13 protein-coding genes are annotated in these 16,519 nt (G+C 73.2%); 2 read left to right on the top strand and 11 right to left on the bottom strand.

Annotation, left to right across the window (positions count from 1 at the left end; translation table 11 throughout):
• The first annotated feature begins 70 nt into the window (after nucleotides 1-70).
• Nucleotides 71-976, top strand: coding sequence for an RNA polymerase sigma-70 factor (locus AAT21_RS28125; RefSeq protein ID WP_046779767.1), 906 nt, complete (start codon nucleotides 71-73; stop codon nucleotides 974-976).
• Between the two features lie 3 nt (nucleotides 977-979).
• Here AAT21_RS28125 and AAT21_RS28120 read toward each other — a convergent pair whose 3' ends face one another.
• The 9 genes from AAT21_RS28120 to AAT21_RS28080 form a co-directional block, all read right to left on the bottom strand.
• Complete coding sequence (locus AAT21_RS28120; protein ID WP_079026014.1) at nucleotides 980-1,843, bottom strand: glycosyltransferase family 2 protein; 864 nt, start codon at nucleotides 1,841-1,843, stop codon at nucleotides 980-982.
• A 27-nt stretch (nucleotides 1,844-1,870) separates the two neighbouring features.
• Nucleotides 1,871-2,938 (bottom strand): hypothetical protein, encoded by a 1,068-nt coding sequence (locus AAT21_RS28115; RefSeq protein WP_046779766.1) that lies wholly within the window; start codon nucleotides 2,936-2,938, stop codon nucleotides 1,871-1,873.
• 10 nt (nucleotides 2,939-2,948) lie between these two features.
• The gene (locus AAT21_RS28110; protein WP_046779765.1) at nucleotides 2,949-4,397 is read right to left on the bottom strand and encodes an oligosaccharide flippase family protein; all 1,449 of its coding nucleotides are present in this window, start codon (nucleotides 4,395-4,397) and stop codon (nucleotides 2,949-2,951) included.
• A complete protein-coding gene (locus tag AAT21_RS36180) occupies nucleotides 4,394-5,134 on the bottom strand; it encodes a YveK family protein (RefSeq protein WP_079026013.1) in 741 nt (246 codons plus the stop codon). Before AAT21_RS36180 ends, AAT21_RS28110 begins: the two co-directional genes overlap by 4 nt.
• A 29-nt stretch (nucleotides 5,135-5,163) precedes the next feature.
• Entirely contained in the window at nucleotides 5,164-6,294 is a 1,131-nt protein-coding gene (gene wecB / locus AAT21_RS28100) for a non-hydrolyzing UDP-N-acetylglucosamine 2-epimerase (protein ID WP_046779764.1), read from the bottom strand.
• A gap of 4 nt (nucleotides 6,295-6,298) precedes the next feature.
• Entirely contained in the window at nucleotides 6,299-7,555 is a 1,257-nt protein-coding gene (locus tag AAT21_RS28095) for a nucleotide sugar dehydrogenase (protein ID WP_046779763.1), read from the bottom strand.
• Nucleotides 7,555-8,325, bottom strand: coding sequence for a WecB/TagA/CpsF family glycosyltransferase (locus tag AAT21_RS28090; RefSeq protein ID WP_046779762.1), 771 nt, complete (start codon nucleotides 8,323-8,325; stop codon nucleotides 7,555-7,557). Before AAT21_RS28090 ends, AAT21_RS28095 begins: the two co-directional genes overlap by 1 nt.
• On the bottom strand, nucleotides 8,322-9,491 hold the full coding sequence (locus AAT21_RS28085) for a hypothetical protein (protein ID WP_046779761.1): 1,170 nt from the start codon (nucleotides 9,489-9,491) through the stop codon (nucleotides 8,322-8,324). Before AAT21_RS28085 ends, AAT21_RS28090 begins: the two co-directional genes overlap by 4 nt.
• A 432-nt stretch (nucleotides 9,492-9,923) precedes the next feature.
• Entirely contained in the window at nucleotides 9,924-10,523 is a 600-nt protein-coding gene (locus tag AAT21_RS28080; RefSeq protein WP_046779760.1) for an acyltransferase, read from the bottom strand.
• Nucleotides 10,524-10,865: 342 nt separating this feature from the next.
• On the opposite strand from AAT21_RS28080, the gene AAT21_RS28075 reads away from it, so the two are divergent.
• Nucleotides 10,866-11,774, top strand: coding sequence for an ion transporter (locus AAT21_RS28075; protein WP_046779759.1), 909 nt, complete (start codon nucleotides 10,866-10,868; stop codon nucleotides 11,772-11,774).
• 19 nt (nucleotides 11,775-11,793) lie between these two features.
• Here the strand turns inward: AAT21_RS28075 and AAT21_RS28070 are convergent, their stop codons facing one another.
• Together AAT21_RS28070 and AAT21_RS28065 are read right to left on the bottom strand one after the other, a co-directional pair.
• Entirely contained in the window at nucleotides 11,794-15,390 is a 3,597-nt protein-coding gene (locus AAT21_RS28070) for a pentapeptide repeat-containing protein (protein ID WP_046779758.1), read from the bottom strand.
• A complete protein-coding gene (locus tag AAT21_RS28065; RefSeq protein WP_052758015.1) occupies nucleotides 15,387-16,517 on the bottom strand; it encodes an AAA family ATPase in 1,131 nt (376 codons plus the stop codon). The genes AAT21_RS28070 and AAT21_RS28065 overlap by 4 nt, the downstream gene beginning before the upstream one ends.
• Nucleotides 16,518-16,519: the final 2 nt, after the last annotated feature.

The raw sequence follows: 16,519 nt of genomic DNA, 5'->3' as shown, positions 1-16,519 counted from the left end.
CGCGGGTGGTGTCACAGATGCGGATCGGCCGGTGTCCTGTGGCCGCACCCCTGGAACCGGAGGAGGGACCATGACCGAGGACGGCGCCGGTGAGGCGACCGAGAGCTTCGTCGCACACCGCAATCTGCTGTTCACCGTCGCCTACGAGATGCTCGGATCGGCGGCCGACGCGGAGGACGTCCTGCAGGAGACCTGGCTGCGCTGGGTCGAGGTCGACCTGGAGCAGGTGCGCGACCGGCGGGCGTACCTGGTCCGGATCACGACGCGGCAGTCGCTGAACCGGCTGCGGTCGATGAGCCGCCGCAAGGAGGCGTACGTCGGCTCCTGGCTGCCGGAGCCGCTCCTCACGGCCCCGGACGTGGCCGAGGACGCGGTGCTCGCGGAGAGCGTGTCGATGGCGCTGATGCTCGTCCTGGAGACGCTGTCGCCGACCGAGCGCGCCGTCTTCGTGCTGCGCGAAGTCTTCGACGTCGGCTACGAGGAGATCGCGGCGGCGGTCGGCAAGAGTTCCGCGGCCGTCCGGCAGATCGCCCACCGGGCCCGCCGGCACGTCGACGCGCGGCGCCCCCGGCAGGCGGTGTCGGCGGCGCAGACGCGGGCGGCGCTGGAGTCCTTCCGGGGGGCGCTGGAGTCCGGTGACCCGCAGGACCTGCTCGCCGTACTCGCCCCCGACGTCGTCTTCGTGGCGGACGGCGGCGGTATCAAGCAGGCGGCGCTGCGGCCGGTCGCAGGTGCCGAGAAGGTGGCCCGGTTCATGGTGGGCGGGCTCGGCAGGAAGAACCGGAGGAACATCTCCGTCTCCCTCACGCCGACCGTGGTCAACGGCAGCCCGGCGCTCGTCGTCCGGCTGGACGGGGAGTTCGACGGGGTCATGGCGGTCCGGGTCGAGGACTCCCGCATCAGCGGCCTCTACTACGTGCGCAACCCGGAGAAGCTGTCCCGCCTCGGGGCGGAGACCCCGCTGGCGGTGCGCTGACCCCTACGGGGTGTCCGGCCGGTCAGGGCCGGGCCCGGGCCCGCCGGACACCCCCTGACGCCCCGCCCCTCGCGGCTGTCCCTCCCACGCGGTGTAGAAGCTGCCGGGGTTGACCAGGTAGCGGACGGTGGGGCGGGGCAGGTGGCGCACCCGGTGGCGGCGGGCGTAGCGGCGGATGAGTTCCCAGTCCTCGCGGGGCAGTACCTCAGGGGTGCGGCGCAGCCGGCTGAAGTGCAGGGCCCGGCTGCGGCGGGCCACGAAGGCGTTGGTGTCGAGGAAGGCCTCGTGGGCGGCGCGGCGGCGGTCGAAGGGCACCGACAGGATGTCGCGTTCGGTGCCGTCGGGCAGCACCCTGCGCAGTGCGGTGTAGACGGCGTCGGGTCCGTCGGCGGCGTCGAGTGCCGTGAGGGCCTGCTCCAGGTGGTCGGGCTCCCAGAGGTTGTCGTCGTCGAGGAAGGCCACGTACCGGGAGCGGGTGAGCCGGATACCGACGTTGCGCACGACGCCGGCGGTCGCCGTGTTGCGGGCGAGGGAGACCGCGAACAGGCGTGGGTCCGAGGGGAGTTCGGGCAGGCCGGCGCCGTCGTCGACGACGATGACCACCTGGTCGGCAACGGTCTGCGCGAGGGCGGAGCGGACCGCGGCGCGCAGCGCGTCGGGGCGCCGGTGGGTGGCGATCACGGTGGCGACCCGGGCGTACGGCGGCCGGCCCAGCACGGCGGCGAGGCGGGTGGTCTCGGCGTCCTCGAAGCGTCTCAGCCGTACGCCCGAGGGCAGGAGCAGCAGCTTGTTGCGGGCCTCGAAGAGCACCAGCCAGCCGAAGGCCCGCTTGAGCAGTTCCCAGGGGGCCCGGGCGATACGGCGCATGTCGCTGTCTCCGTGGTGGGGCGGTTGTCAGGGGGCGGGTTCGACCGGGCGGCCGTCGGACATGCGGTTGTTCTTCCACACGTTTCCGGCGCCGCCCGCGTTCCAGGCGGTGACCGGGCCGTAGGCGCCGCTCGCCGGGTGGTACTGGGTGGAGAAGACGTTGCCGGTGACCTGGATACCGGTGGCGCCCGGGCCGCCGCCGTAGAGCGCGTACGCGCCGCCGGCGAGCCAGTTGTCCTCGACGACGACGGAGGAGACGACTCCGGTGTCGGCGAAGAGGCCGACGGCGGCGGTGGCTCCCTTGTCCACGGGGGTGGAGTTGAGCAGGGTGTTGTGCCGGACGGTCAGCCGGCCCTTGTTGCCGCCGCCGCTGATGACGGCGTCGGTGTGCTGCCATTCGCCGCCCTGGTTGCGGAAGGCGACGAGGTCGTGGACGTAGTTGTCGTGCAGGTCGCCCTGGCCCATGGACAGGGCGTTGCCGAAGACCGAGATGTCGCACCAGCCGACCTCGATGGAACTGCCGCCCATGTTGGAGACGGCGTAGTTGACCCCTCCGTTGTCGGGGCCCTTGCCGGGGACGGCGGTGATGGTGGTGTGCAGGACCTTCAGGCCGCTGTAGCCGGGGCGCAGGTTGATCCCCCACCAGTTGGTGGAGGTGATCCTGCTGTCGATGACCGTGACGTCGTTGGCGTAGATGTCGAGGGAGCCGCGGATGTCCCAGCCCTTGATGACCGTGCCGTCCTTCTTGACCGACATGTTGCCGGTGTCGTGCCGTTCGAGGGCGATCCGCGGGCCGGTGCTGTCCGCGTCGGGGTATCCGCAGGCGCCGGGCGAGGTGCAGGGGGTGGCGGAGGCGGTGGGTGACGGTTCGCCGGTGCCCGGCGGGGCCGGCGGGGAGGGGGTGGCCGACGGGCTCGGCGCGGCGGTGGTGGGGGCGGGTGCCGCCGTCCCGGGGAGGGTGGCCGAAGGGGTCGTGGGGGGCGCGGCCTTCGGATCGCCGACCCCGGTGCGGTCGGCGTCGTACAGGACGAGGACGACGACCAGCACCACCGCGGCGAGCAGCCACGCCCCCAGGCGCCTTCGGTTCCGTAACATGGCCGGTCGCCTATCCTCGGAGCGTCGTTCGGGCGGGCAGGAGGCACACGGCGTACGCCAGGGTGCCGGCGGTCGCGGTGGCCAGGAGCGCGGGCACGGAGTCGCCGAGGTACCGCTCCAGCAGCAGGAGCACCGCGGTCATCACGGCCCCGCCGAGCAGCGGCCAGGCGCAGGCCCGGGCGACGGTGCCCAGGGGGATGCCGCCGCGGTGCAGGGCGAGGAGGAAGACGGGGACGACGACCGCACCGGCGATCACGACGTGTCCCTGGGCCACGCCGACGATGCCGCCGCCGCGGGCGCCGGTCACGAGGGCCGGGATCAGCAGGACGAGCCACAGGCCCTGGACGGCGATGAGGGAGCGGCGCCGGCCGATGGCGACCAGGCAGTCGTAGGCGAGTTCGCAGCCGATGCGGACCAGGCCGAGTGCCATCAGCCAGGGCAGGGCGCCGGCCGCGGGGAGCCAGCGTTCGCCGTAGACGAGTGCGATGACGGGTGCGGCGAGGGCGGCCAGCAGGACGCAGAGCGGGACGGTGGCCGCCGTCACCACGCCGAGGGCGCGGGCGAAGCCGGCGGCGAGTGCCTGTGGCGAGTCGGCCAGTCGGGAGAAGCCGGCGAAGGAGACCCGGCGGGCCGCTTCGGAGATGATGCGGACGGGCCAGCCGGAGATGTTGAAGGCGAGGACGTAGAAGCCGAGGGCGAGGGGGTCCAGGGTGGAGCCGACGACCATGGTGTCCACGTTGACCACGCCGAGGGCGAGCATGCTCGCTCCGGCGAGCGGGAGGCCGAACTTCAGGAGGGCGCGGGCCTGTTCGCGGTCCCAGCCGAACTTCAGGGTGCCGGGGGCGGCGAGGCAGCAGCCGATGAGGGCGGCGACGTTGCCGACGACGGATCCCCAGGCGAAGCTCATCGCACCCCAGCCCTGGACGGCCAGCAGCAGGGTGACGGCGGTGCTGAGGACGAAGTTGAGCGCGTCGACGGCCATCCGCCGGCCCTGGGCGAACTCCCGGGTGAGGAAGCCGGCGGGCACCTGGGACAGCCCGTCGAGGACCACGCACAGGCACATGACGCGCAGGACCCCGGAGGCCTCGGGCGAGCCGAGCACGTCCGCGACGGCCGGGGCGGTCGCGAACAGCACGGCGTACAGCAGGCAGCTGGAGACCGCGCTGAGGGTGAGGACGGTGGGGGCGAACCGGCGCGGGTCGCCCTCCCAGCGGACGATGGCGAGGGAGACGCCGAGTTCGTTCGCGGAGAGCAGGACGAGCAGGACGGTCTGGGCGATGCCGTACACGCCCCAGGCCTCGGGCCCGAGGAAGTAGCGGGCGAGGATGATGCCGGTCGCGAAGTTGCCGAGGCGCATGACGACCGTGTTGATCAGGCTCCACTTGGCCGCGGAGCCGACCTTGCGCCCGAGGGAGGGCGCCGCCGGGGTGGTCTGCGTGCTCGTGCCGGTGTCGGTCACGGTGATCCCGCCCCGCTCGGGCCGACGGTGCGCAGGGCCATGGTTTCGTCGGCCGCGCCGGGCGTCGCGGCGGCGGGCGTCCCGGCGGGGGTGTCCGTGGCGGGCGTCCCGGCTGGGGTCCGGCGGTTCTTGCCGCGCGGGGTGCGCCTGCGGGCCTCCACGAAGAAGACGGCGACCAGGCTGAGGACGAAGCCGAGCGCGCCCACCATGACGATGTACTGGATCCGGGTCTTGGTCTGTGCCTCCGGCTTCTGCGGGGGCACGATGGTCGCCATCCGGATCATGGCCTCGGGGGCCACGGACTGCTGGGTCTGGAACTCCTTGAGCCGTTTGTCGGCGTAGCCGGCGAGGAGTTCGCCGGACTTGAGGACGGCGGCCGGGTCGGTGCCGGTGACGGTCAGCCACATGAAGGGGCCCTGGGCGTTGTCGGCGATCTTCACTTCGTGCTTGCCGGTGACGCCGAGGGCCTTGAGGTCCGCTTTGGCCCCGTCCGAGTTGAGGTTGCGGGCGAGGCCGTCGGCCATGCCGGTCAGCGAGGCCTGGGTGCTGAGGAAGGGGTTTCCGTCGAAGGCCTCGGTGGCCTTCGACGAGTTGAGCAGCGTCACGGTGCTCTGCGACTGGTACTCCACCGGGATCAGCAGGTGCACGGCGGTGGTGAGTGCCGCCGTCAGCAGCAGTCCGGGCAGCAGCACGTACCAGCGCCTGCGCATGACCCGCCATATCTCGGCGAGATCCATGGTCTTCCCCCTTGTTGCGGATGGTTCGGTTACTGCGGTCCGGGTCCGGCGGCCGGCACGAGGTCGGTGGGTCTGGGCCGGGTGCGGGCGGTCCCGCCGTCGAGGAGGACGGCGGCGATGCGCTCGCCGGCGCGGCCGTCCCACAGGGCGGGGCAGCGGGGTGCGGGCGGAGCGTCGAGGACCTTGTCGGCGGTGGCGACGATCCGGTCCGGGTCCGTGCCGGCCAGGACGTTGGTGCCCTCCTCGATGGTGATGGGGCGCTCGGTGTTCTCCCGCAGGGTCACGCAGGGCACACCCAGTGCGGTGGTCTCCTCCTGGACGCCGCCGGAGTCGGTGAGCACCAGGCGGGCGGCATCCTGCAGGGCGATGAAGTCGAGGTACCCGGCGGCCGGTACGAGCCGGATGCCGTCGGGGACGCCGAGTGCGGCGAGCCGGTCGGCGGCCCGCGGGTGCACGGGCAGCAGCAGCGGGCAGCGGCCGGCGATCTCGCCGAGGGCCTTGAGCAGGCCTCGCAGTGCCCCGGGGTCGTCCACATTGGCCGGCCGGTGCAGGGTGACCAGGCCGTATCCGCCGCGGGTGAGCCCGTGGCGGTCCAGGACGTCGGACTGCCGGGCCCGGTCGAGGTTGGCGAGGAGGGTGTCGATCATGACGTTGCCGACGACGTGGATCTGGTCCTCGCGGTAGCCCTCCGCGCGGAGGTTCGCGGCGGCGTCGGGCGAGGGGGCCAGCAGGTAGTCGCTGACCCGGTCGGTGGCGACCCGGTTGACCTCCTCGGGCATGCTCCAGTCGCGGCTGCGCAGCCCGGCCTCGACGTGGGCCAGCAGGGGGCCGGCCTTCGCGGTGACCAGGGAGCAGGCAAGGGTGGAGTTGATGTCCCCGACGACCACCACGGCGTCCGGGGCCAGTTCGTCGAGCAGCGGCTCGAAGGCGGCCATCACCCGCCCGGTCTGCTGGGCGTGGCTGCCGGAGCCGGCGCCGAGGTAGCGGTCGGGTGTCCGGATGCCGAGGTCGCGGAAGAAGACGTCGTTCATGGACTCGTCGTAGTGCTGTCCGGTGTGGACGAGGACCACGTCGGCGCCGCGGCGCTCCAGTGCGTCCATCACCGGTTTGATCTTCATGTAGTTGGGGCGTGCCCCGGCGACGCAGACGATCCTGGTCATGGGTTCAGAGCACCTCCACCTTCGGTCCGGTCATGCGGTTGCGGGTGTCGAGCACGAAGGAGGCGTGCTCGGTGATCATCTGGTAGTCGAAGGAGTCGTGGTCGGTGAGCAGGACCACGACATCGGCGGCGGCCAGCTCCTTGCGGGTGGCCTCGACCCGGGCGAGGCGCGCGTCGACCTTCACGCTCTCGACCACATGGGGGTCGACGGCGCGGACCTTGGCCCCCATGTCGAGGAGCAGTTGGGCGATGCGTACGGCGGGCGACTCGCGCGCGTCGCCGGTGTTCTTCTTGTACGCGAGGCCGAGCAGCAGGACCCGGGAGCCGTTGACGGAGCGGCGCCTGGCGTTAAGGGCGTCGATCACCCGGCGTGTCACGTACTCGGGCATGTGGTTGTTGATGTCGTTGGCGAGTTCGACGAAGCGGAAGTTCTGGCCGAGTTCGCGCTGCACCCGCCAGTTCAGGTAGGACGGGTCGATGGGCAGGCAGTGCCCTCCGACGCCCGGGCCCGGGGTGAACTTCATGAAGCCGAAGGGCTTGCTGGAGGCGGCTTCGATGGACTGCCAGACGTCGATGTCGAGGTGACGGGCGAACATGGCGATCTCGTTGACGAGGGCGATGTTCACGTGCCGGAAGGTGTTCTCCAGGAGTTTCGCCAGCTCGGCCTCCTTGGGCGAGCGCACGGGCACGGTGGTGTCGACGAGCTGCCCGTAGAAGGCCTCGACGGCCTTCAGGGAGGCGGCGTCGACCCCGGAGACGACCTTGGGTGTCTGCTGGAAGCCCCAGACGGTGTTGCCCGGGTCGATGCGCTCGGGGCTGTATCCCAGGTGGAAGTCGGCGCCGGCGGTGAGCCCGGACCCGTCCTCCAGGATCGGGGCGAACAGTTCCTCGGTGGTGCCCGGATAGGTGGTGGACTCCAGGATCACGGTGGCGCCCGGGCGCAGGAAGCGGGCCAGGGTGTGGGCGGATTCCTCGATGTAGCGCAGGTCGGGTGCCCCGTCCTGCAAGGGGGTGGGGACGGTGACGACGGCGACGTCGAAACCGCCGCAGTCCCGGGCGAGTTCGCTGGGCCGGTAGGTGCCGCGCTCCAGGGCGCGGGCGAGGCGTTCGCAGGAGACGTCCTCCACGTACGACTCTCCGGCGGCGAGGCTCTTGACCCGCCGTGCGTCGACGTCGTATCCGATCACCTGGTGGCCGACTTCGGCGGCCCTGATGGCCAGTGGAAGGCCGACGTACCCCTGTCCCACGACGACGACGCGCATCAGCAGTGACTCCTGTTCGCGGAACCGGCGGACGGTGTGCGGTGGATGAGCTCGCGGACCGTCATGGCGAGGAAGGCGGCATTGGTGGTGAGGTAGCGCTTGCCGAGACGGCGCGGTTCCTGGAGGGTCCGGTAGAACCATTCGAGGCCCATCCGCTGCCAGACGAGCGGGGCCCGCTTGGTGATGCCGGCGAGGATGTCGAAGGAGCCTCCGACGCCGTGCACGACGTGGGCGCCGGTGCGTTTGCCGTAGCCGGCGGTGAAGATCTCCTTCTTGGGGGAGGTCATGCCGAGGAACAGCAGGCGGGCGCCGCTGTCGGCGACGGCGTCGGCGATTGCCTCCTGCTCAAAGTCGCCGAAGTAGCCGTTGCGGCTGCCCGCGACCCGCAGCTCCGGGAAGCGTTCGCCGATCTGCGCGATCATCATCTCCAGTACCTGCTGCTGGGCGCCGAGCAGGTAGACGGGGATGTCCGCGACCTCGGCCGCGGCGAGCAGGCGCATGAACAGGTCGATGCCCGCGACGCGTTCGGGCAGCCGGACGCCCAGGACGCGGCCGGCCCAGACCACGGCCTGGCCGTCGGCCAGGACGAGGTCGCAGCCGGCGACGGCCTCGGCGAGGGCCGGGTCACGCCGCATGTTGACCAGCTTGGCGGCGTTGACCATGCCGATCTCGATCTGCTCCCCGCGCCGTACGGCGTCGAGGCAGCGCTGCACGGTCTCGTCCATGGTCAGGGGGTCGAGTGCGACCCCGAAGAGGGTGTGACGGGTCATCTCTGCGGCCCCCCGAACCAGGCGAACAGCATCCAGCCGAACTCGTACGGGCGGCACTCCCGGTCCACCGCGCGGGGGCGGAAGAGCAGGTCCAGGGGTGCGAGCCGGGCGTTCGGGACGACGCGGGTGGTGAGCCCGCGGGCGGCCCGGACGGCCTTCTTCGGGTCGCCGCGGTAGACCTTGCGCCAGGTGACGCCGAGGTCCTCGCGGATCATCGGCTCGCGCGGGGTCCCGGTGGGCCCGGCGAGTTCGGGCACCTCGGTCATCCAGCGCAGTCCCCGGCGGATCGCCGCGCCGAAGTCCGTGCCGCCCGCCTCGGCGAGGTCGGACAGGGCGGTCGGTGCCATCGCGTGCTGGTGCACGCTGTAGACGGGGAAGCCCTCGATCACGCCGCCCTCGCGGGCGTCGTAGTGCCACCACCACTGTCCGCCGTCGCCCTGGAGGGCGACGATGCGGGCGGCGCAGGCGTCGGCTGCCGCGAGGGCCTCCGGGTCGTCGCCGCTCGCGTGCAGCCGGGCGAGCGCCTGCAACGGATAGGTCTGGTCGGCGAAGCAGGCCACGTGCGCGCGGTAGCCGGGCACCAGGCCGGGGCCGGTGGCGTGCGGGAACAGTGGACCGCTGCCGGTCCTGGCCGCCAGCAGGCGGTCGCGGGCGGCCGCGAGGCGGTCCTCCACGTCCATCACGGCACGGGCCGCCGCGAGGGCGGAGAGCACCCAGGCCGCCTCGACCGTGTACTGCGGCCGCCCGGGCGGGTCCAGGGCGGCGACCCGGTCCAGGGCGTCGGACAGTTTCGGATGGCCGGTCTCGGCGGCGGCCCAGGCGATGAGCGCCGCGTCGCCGAGGTTGACCACCCCGGGCAGCCGTTCCACGAGGACCCCGGTGAACTCCTCGGCGGAGCGCCCGCCGAACAGGGCGCGCTGGCGGTCCTCGGGCAGGAACCGGGCGCCGAGCGCGGTGATGGCCGCGTACCGGGTGCTGGTCCCCCGCAGTTCCAGGCGGCGGGTGCCCTCGGGCGAGACCGCTGCGGCCCGGGTGAAGGCGAAGGTCTCCGTCGCGGGCAGGTACATCGCGGGCAGACCCGCCTCGGCCAGCCCGAGCAGCCGTTGCGCCAGTGCGTGCAGCTCCGGGTCGGCTTCGGCCAGTGCCGCTAATCGTGTGGTGGTCATCGGGTCCCCACCCCGGCTCCCCGGGTGCCGCTCGCACCCCGCATGTCCGAGCTCTTCGGCTCCAACACACCTACCCCCTCTGTTCGCTCCTCGGACGGACCTGGCGGTCGTCATGCCGCGGAGGGGGACTGCGCGTGACGGCGCCCGTGCCCGCGGCGCCAGGCGCGCCGCGGGCACGAGCCGTCCGAAGGCTGCCGTCTGGATCCCCCCAGCGATGCCTCGGACCGGGACACGCGCGCACGGCAGGGTCGGCGGGCGCGGTGGACCCGCGCTCCGCCGGGCGCTGCCCGCGGTGCCTCGTCGTACACAACCCCCCACTGAGCAAGGCCTGTTGCCTGCTCAGATCCCGTGTGCAGGGACACGTTATGCCCACGGATGTTCATTGATTGTGGTTTTGAGGAAATGCTTGTGACCTAAATTGCCGACATTCCGTCAGTTTCGCTCGACGAGCGTGCCGTCCTTCTCGTCGTGCAGCACCCCGGTGCGCGGACACTCCCAGACGCCCGGCCGGTCCTCGGTCTCCACCAGCCGGACCCCGGCCCGGCCCACCCAGCCGATCCGGCGGGCCGGCACCCCGGCCACGAGCGCGAAGTCCGGAACGTCCTTGGAGACCACCGCTCCGGCCGCGACGAGGGCCCAGCGCCCGACCCGCACCCCGGCCACGCACACCGAGCGGGCCCCCAGCGAGGCGCCCTCGGCCACGACGACCCCGGCGGCCTCCCAGTCCCCGTCACGCTTGAGCCGGCCGTCGGGGTCGACAGCACGCGGGTAGAAGTCGTTGGTGAGGACGGCGGCCGGGCCGATGAACACACCGTCGCCGAGCACGGCCGGCTCGTAGACGAGTGCGTAGTTCTGGAGCTTCACGTGGTCGCCGATCCGGACCCCCGGCCCGACGTACGCGCCCCGGCCCACGATGCACCCGCGCCCGAGGCGGGCCTCCTCGCGTATCTGCGCCAGATCCCAGATCGTGGTCCCCTCGCCCAGCTCGGCGCTCTCGTCGACCTGCGAGGAGGGTTGAATGCGGACACTCACGGCGCTGTCCCCTAACGGTTCGTGAGACGTACGGCGCACGGGCGTGCGAAGGCACGGATGTGCGGGTGTTCAGATGTGCCCGTGGTCACACGTACGGAGGCACCCGCCGAGCATATGCGCCGCGGGGCCGTTCCACCGGCGGATCAACCGACTGTTCACGCAACGCACTTGAGCGGACGGAGCGACGGTGGAGCCGTGCGCCCCCGCCGCTGTTCGGACGGTGGGGGCGCACGCCTCGGCGCGTTGGGGCGCGCGCAGTGGTGAAACCCGATCGGCTGTGGGGCGTTAGGGAAGGCGGGCCGCTTGTTCGCCCGTGGTGCACGCGAGAGTACGAGGAGCACGATGACAGACCCGAGGCAGTCCGGACGCGGTCGGATGAAACTGGCGGCCCGGTGCCGGGTGGCCACCGAGGCCCCCGCCTTCGGGGCGGTCGTCTTCTGCCTGATCCTCCTCAACGCCGCGCTGATGGGCGCCGAGACGTACAGCGGGCTGGCCGCCGAGTACCAGCAGCTGCTGCGGACCGCCGAACAGTGCTGCCTGGCCCTGTTCAGCCTGGAGATGCTGCTCCGCATCGGCGCCTTCGCGGACCGGCCGAAAGCATTCTTCCGCGACCCGTGGAACCTCTTCGACCTCGCGGTCGTCGCCTCCGCCTTCGTCCCGTTCGTCCGCGAGAACACCACCCTGCTGCGGCTGCTGCGGCTGGCCCGGGTGCTGCGCACGGCCCGTTTCCTCCCGCACCTGCGCATCCTGCTGATCGCGGTCGGCCGCAGCCTGCCCGGCACCGCCAGCTTCCTGTTCGTCGGCGGACTGGTGCTGTACGTGTACGCCATGGTCGGCTGGGTCTGCTTCGCCGAGTCCGACCCCGGGCACTACGGTTCCGTGGGCCGCGCCATGCTCACGCTCTTCCTGCTGACCACCCTGGACGGCCTCACCGACGCCGTCCGGGCGGGCCTGCAGATCTCCCGCCTCAGCATCCTCTACTACGCCTCCTACGCGCTGCTCGCCTCGTTCGTCCTGGTCAACGTCCTGATCGGGGTGGTCCTCAACTCCCTCGACGAGGCACGCGAGATCGAGGACGCGGCCAACCGGGAACGCAAGCAACCGGGGCCGCCGCCGGTCCCGGCCGGCCCCGACACCGACGTCCGGGACCGCATCGCGACCGCCCGCCGTGCCCTGGACGAGATCGAGGCGAGCCTCCCCGCCCAGGACGGCCGCCCCCGCCGCCTGGAGGCCTCCCACAGCGGCTCCTGACCGGGCCGGGGACCGGCCCCTACTCCTCCCGCTCTCCGTCGATCAAGCTGATCTCCCACGACCCGTCCGGGTGACCCCGGACGGCCCAGCGGTCCGGCTCGTCCCGGAAGGGCACCCCGGAGGAGGGGAAGGTCACGTCCTCGAACCGGACCTGGCCCCGGAAGGTCGCGCCGTCGAAGGTGACGGGGCCGCCGAACGCGGTGCCGGTGGCGAGCAGGCCGCGCTCCCACGCCGTACGCGCGAACACGGCAGCGCCGGCGAAGCGGGCCTCGCTCAGTCCGAGGACGTCCCGGAAGACCGCGCCGGTGAAGTCGGCCGTCTCCTCGACGAAGACCCCGTTCAGGTCCACCACCTCGTCGAAGACGGTGCGGCCGAAGTCGAGCAGGCGTCCGAAGGTGGCGTTCGTGAACCCCACCGTGTCGCGGAAGACCGCCCGCCGGAACGAGGCGGCGGCGTGGAAGTCGCTGCGGTCGAAGGCGGCGAAGCGCTCGAACACGGCGCTGTCGAAGAACGCGGGCCCGGCGAAGTCGGCCCGGTTGAACAGCGCCCGCCCGGAGAACACGGCACGGCGGAAGGAGACTCCTTCCGTGAACACCGTCTCCGCGTTCCAGGGGTCGACGAAGTGCGCGCGGTCGAAGGACGACCGGCCCATCCGGGCCGCTCCCCCGCCCCCGACGGCCCGGAAGACCTGCCCGAGCAGGCCCTGGTCGAAGGTGGTGCCGCGCAGGTCCACCGGCGCCTCCGGCCCGAGCGTCGCGAGGTGGGCCACCCGTTCCTCGCTGTCCGCGTGTGCCAGGCACCGCCGGCCTCCGGGAAGCCGGATGCCGATGCAGCGCGACACGTCGTTGCCACGCATCGTATGGAATCCGCAGGTCGGCCAGTCGATGTCATTGCCCCGGAGTTCACCGGCCTCCGCCAGAGCGTCACCCAGCTCGACGGGATCACCCGTGCACATCCAGCCTTCCCCGTCGAGGCCGAGGGGCGCGAGTGTGTGGAGCGCACCGGGCCCCAGCTGCGCGCCCAGTTCCTCGTGCAGGGTCTGGGAGAGGGCCAGGACGAGGGGGCCGGACGGCCGTCGGCGCCGGTCCACCGTCCCGAGGTGCCGGACGATCCGGTCGGCCTCCGACACGGCACGTAGCCAGGCGTCCGGGGCCGCCTCCTGCGAGGGCCCCGCGGCGAGGCCCACTTCGAGCGAGGGGTGCCGGCCGTACGCTCTGCGGTATGCGAACAGGGCCATGGCCCTGGGTAACCCTGCCAGCAGCCGGCCGGCCTTGCCGAGGGCGTCGGGTGCCTCCAGCCGCAGGGACACCGGGACGCTCGCATCGCCGCTGCTCAACTGCCCGGGCACGTCCGTGTCCGCCATCAGCTGGGCCATCAGGTCCCTCAGCTCCGCGTGCGCCGGGCGCCCCGCCGGATACACCCCGTCGTCCCCGGGCCGTACCGCCAGGCACACCACGGCGGCGCTGTCTGCCTCCTCCGGCGGGTCCGTCGTGGCGTGCTCCGCCAGCACCACGCGGAAGCCGGGCTGTTCCAGCAGGGCGCGGCCCGACAGGAACACCATGCGGTCCGGCCAGACGCCGTGGACGACGCCGATCAGCGCGCCGTCCCGGGAGACCGGGCCGCCCCGGTAGTGGGTCCAGGCCTCCGGTTCCGCGGAGAGCCGGACCAGTTCCCCGTTGCGCGCGCCCTCGTACGGGACCACCTCGCCCGTCAGCGCGACGGGGTCGCCCTGGTCGGTACGGCCGTCGACCCGTACCCGGGCGAAGTGGTGGTCCGCGGTCAGCCAGGGCAGCGGCTCCGCGCAGACGGCCGGGTCCGCCAGGTCCTCGTCGGCCAGCAGCAGCGACACCCGGGGAAGTGCGTCGTCCCACCACACCGGACGGCAGGGAACCTCACGGTCACCGGCCCGCACCCAGGCGGTGGTGCTCCAGGCCGGCGGGGCGTCGCCGACGGTGAGGACCAGGCGCGGCGTCAGCAGGACGCCGACCTCCTGCGGCTCCGGCATGGGCTCGTGGCGGACCCGTACGACCCGGTCGGCGAGGCCCGGGTCCCGCGGCGGCTGCGTGGCGAACGGCAGGGTCGCCTCGGCCACCCGGCGGCGGCCCTCGTGGCCGTCGGTGACGCGGGTCGCGGAGAAGTCCGGCCCGGTGCCCCGGCGGCGGGACATGTACTCCCACACCCGGCGGCGGACCAGTTCCCGGACGGCGGCCACGTCCCCGCGCAGCTGGGAGCCGAGCAGGGCCTCCCGTACGCCGGGCAGGAACTGGAACTCCACCTCCTCGGGGTCCCGTTCGTGGTCCCAGGGCGCGAACAGCCCGCCGAGGGCGACCTCCGCGAGGTGGCCGTGCTCGGAGTCCCGCAGCAGGGAGCGCCGCACCAGGTTCATCACCGGCAGGGTCAGCGGTACGGCGGCCAGGTGCGCGGCGAGCTGCTGGGCGGTCGGGGAGGCGCTCGCACGGAACCGTTCCACCACGTCCAGCGCGCTGCGGACGACGTCGCCCGCCGGGGCGGCCGCGCGGGCGGGCGTCTGCCCCGGCTCCGCGTCCAGCCGCAGACAGGCCAGGCGCCGCCAGCGGCCGTCGCCGGAGACCACCCGCACCAGCCGGGCCAGGCTGCCCGGGGTGACACCGACCACGGGGACGACGTCGGCCGCGTGCCGGCGTCCGGCACGGGAGCGGCGGGCGGTCGCCGCCCGCTGCCAGGAGCGGGTGGCGGTCGCGGGCCGGTCGGCGCGGACGGCGAAGGGGACGGGCCGGACGGCGCCGCGCGTCCAGAGCCGTTCGGGCAGGACGTTCAGCACGGCCACGGCGTTGTGCGTGCACCAGTGCCGGAGCACGCCCTGTACGGAGGCCTCGCGCCAGCCGCCCGCCACGGTGTCGGTGAGGACGAGGATCAGCCTGCGGCCGGCGGGGTCGGCCAGTTCCAGCGGGTTGCGCGGGGCGCCGGACCGGCCCCGGGTGAGCATCGGGGTGGCGCCGGCGCCGGTGCCCGTCAGCCGCCAGGTCCGTACGTCGCGGAAGACCCCGCTGCGGGTCAGCACGCGGCGCAGCTCGTCCACGAGGTCCGCCCAGAGCAGCATCGAGTGGTGGGTGTCCACGACGAGCGCCAGGTCCAGCCAGCGGGTCTCGGCCGGCCGCAGCACGGGCGTCGGCACCATCCGCTCGATGCTGCGCTCGACGGTGAGCTGCTCGTCCAGCTCTTCCCCGGGGCCGCCGATGGAGCGCCGGCCGACGGGGCGCAGGGCGCGCATCAGGGCGAGCGGGTCGTCGAGGGAAGCGGCCCGGGGCAGCCGCAGGGCCGTGCCGCGGCGGCCGGCGCCGTCGTCGGCCGGTTTCCCGGCCGGGTCGGGTACGGAGGCGGGGAAGAGCGTGACGGCCGGCTGCCCGTCAGCCGGGCGTGCGACGGTCGTCGGGTCCTCGGGGGCCGACGGGTCGGTGTCCGGTGGCCGCTCGCCCGGGAGGTCGCCGGGCGTCACGGCGGGCGCGCGGGGCCCGGCGCCGTCCACGCGGGCGGCCAGCCACAGAATGTCGGCGATCTCCTCCGAGCCGACGCCGGGACGCGGGCCCGCCGCGTCGTGGGCGCCGTCGGCGAGGGCGGCGAGCAGTTCCTCGATCACGCCGTGGGCCCGGTGAGGTGCTGCATGACGGTCTTCAGGAAGCGGTCGCGGTCGCCGGGGGCGGACCAGGCTCCGGCGAGGCGGAGCTGGATGGCGTTGAGGAGCTGGTCGGTGGCGAGGTCGCCGTCCCCGGCGCGGTCGATGAAGTCCCGGACGAGCTCCTGGTACTCCCCGCCCGCCTCGACGTCGATGCCGAGCCTGCGGCGCACGATGAGGGCGAGTTTCTCCTCGCCGGGCGGTTCCAGGTGCAGGCGGACGCAGCGGCGCAGGAAGGCGGGCGGGAAGTCGCGTTCGCCGTTGCTGGTGAGGACGACGACGGGGAAGTACCGGCACTGCACGCGGCCCTGGGCGACGCGGACGGCGGCGTCCGGGTCGTCGTCGGTGCCGATGGCGACGGTGGGGTCCTCCTGGGCGAGGCGGGCCAGTTCGGGGATGACGAAGCCGCCGTCCTCGAAGACGGTGAGGAGGTCGCCGGGGAGGTCGATGTCGCTTTTGTCGATCTCGTCGACGAGCAGGACGCGGGGCCGGTCCTGCGGCAGCAGGGCGGTCCCGAGCGGCCCGAGGCGCAGGTAGCGGGAGATCGAGGGCGCGGCGGCGGGCTCGGGTCCGGCCGCGGACAGGACCGCGGCCGTGCCCGTGTCCGTGTTCGTGGTGTCCGGGGCCGTCGTCGCCCGGCCCACCGGGGCGGCGGGCCTGCGCAGTTGCTCCAGCCCGGCCTCCTGGAGCCGGCCGATGGCGTCGTACAGGTACAGGCCGTCGCGCAGGACCGTGCGGCTGGTGATGGGCCAGTGCAGTACGGGCCCCAGGCCGAGGTCCGAGGCGATGCTGTAGGCGAGGGTGGACTTGCCGACGCCGGGCTTGCCGGTGATCAGCAGCGGCCTGCGCAGGTGCAGGGCCGTGTTGACGACGTCCTTCTCCTGTTCGTCGGGGACATAGCCCTCGCCGCGCCGCCGGGTGCGTTCCCAGGCCGGCCCCTCGCACCCGGGGGGTGCGTACCCGGGGTCGGGGGTGCCGGTGAAGTCCCGCCAGGGTGGCGGCGATCCGGCTTCGAGGCGGGCCCGCCGGTCCGTGCCCTGGCCGGTCCCGTGGTACAGCCACCAGTCCTTCACCACTGCCTCTGCCTCCATCG

Source organism: Streptomyces yangpuensis, assembly GCF_001005295.1.
Lineage (GTDB): Bacteria > Actinomycetota > Actinomycetes > Streptomycetales > Streptomycetaceae > Streptomyces > Streptomyces yangpuensis.
This window is presented reverse-complemented; position numbering and strand designations above follow the sequence as displayed.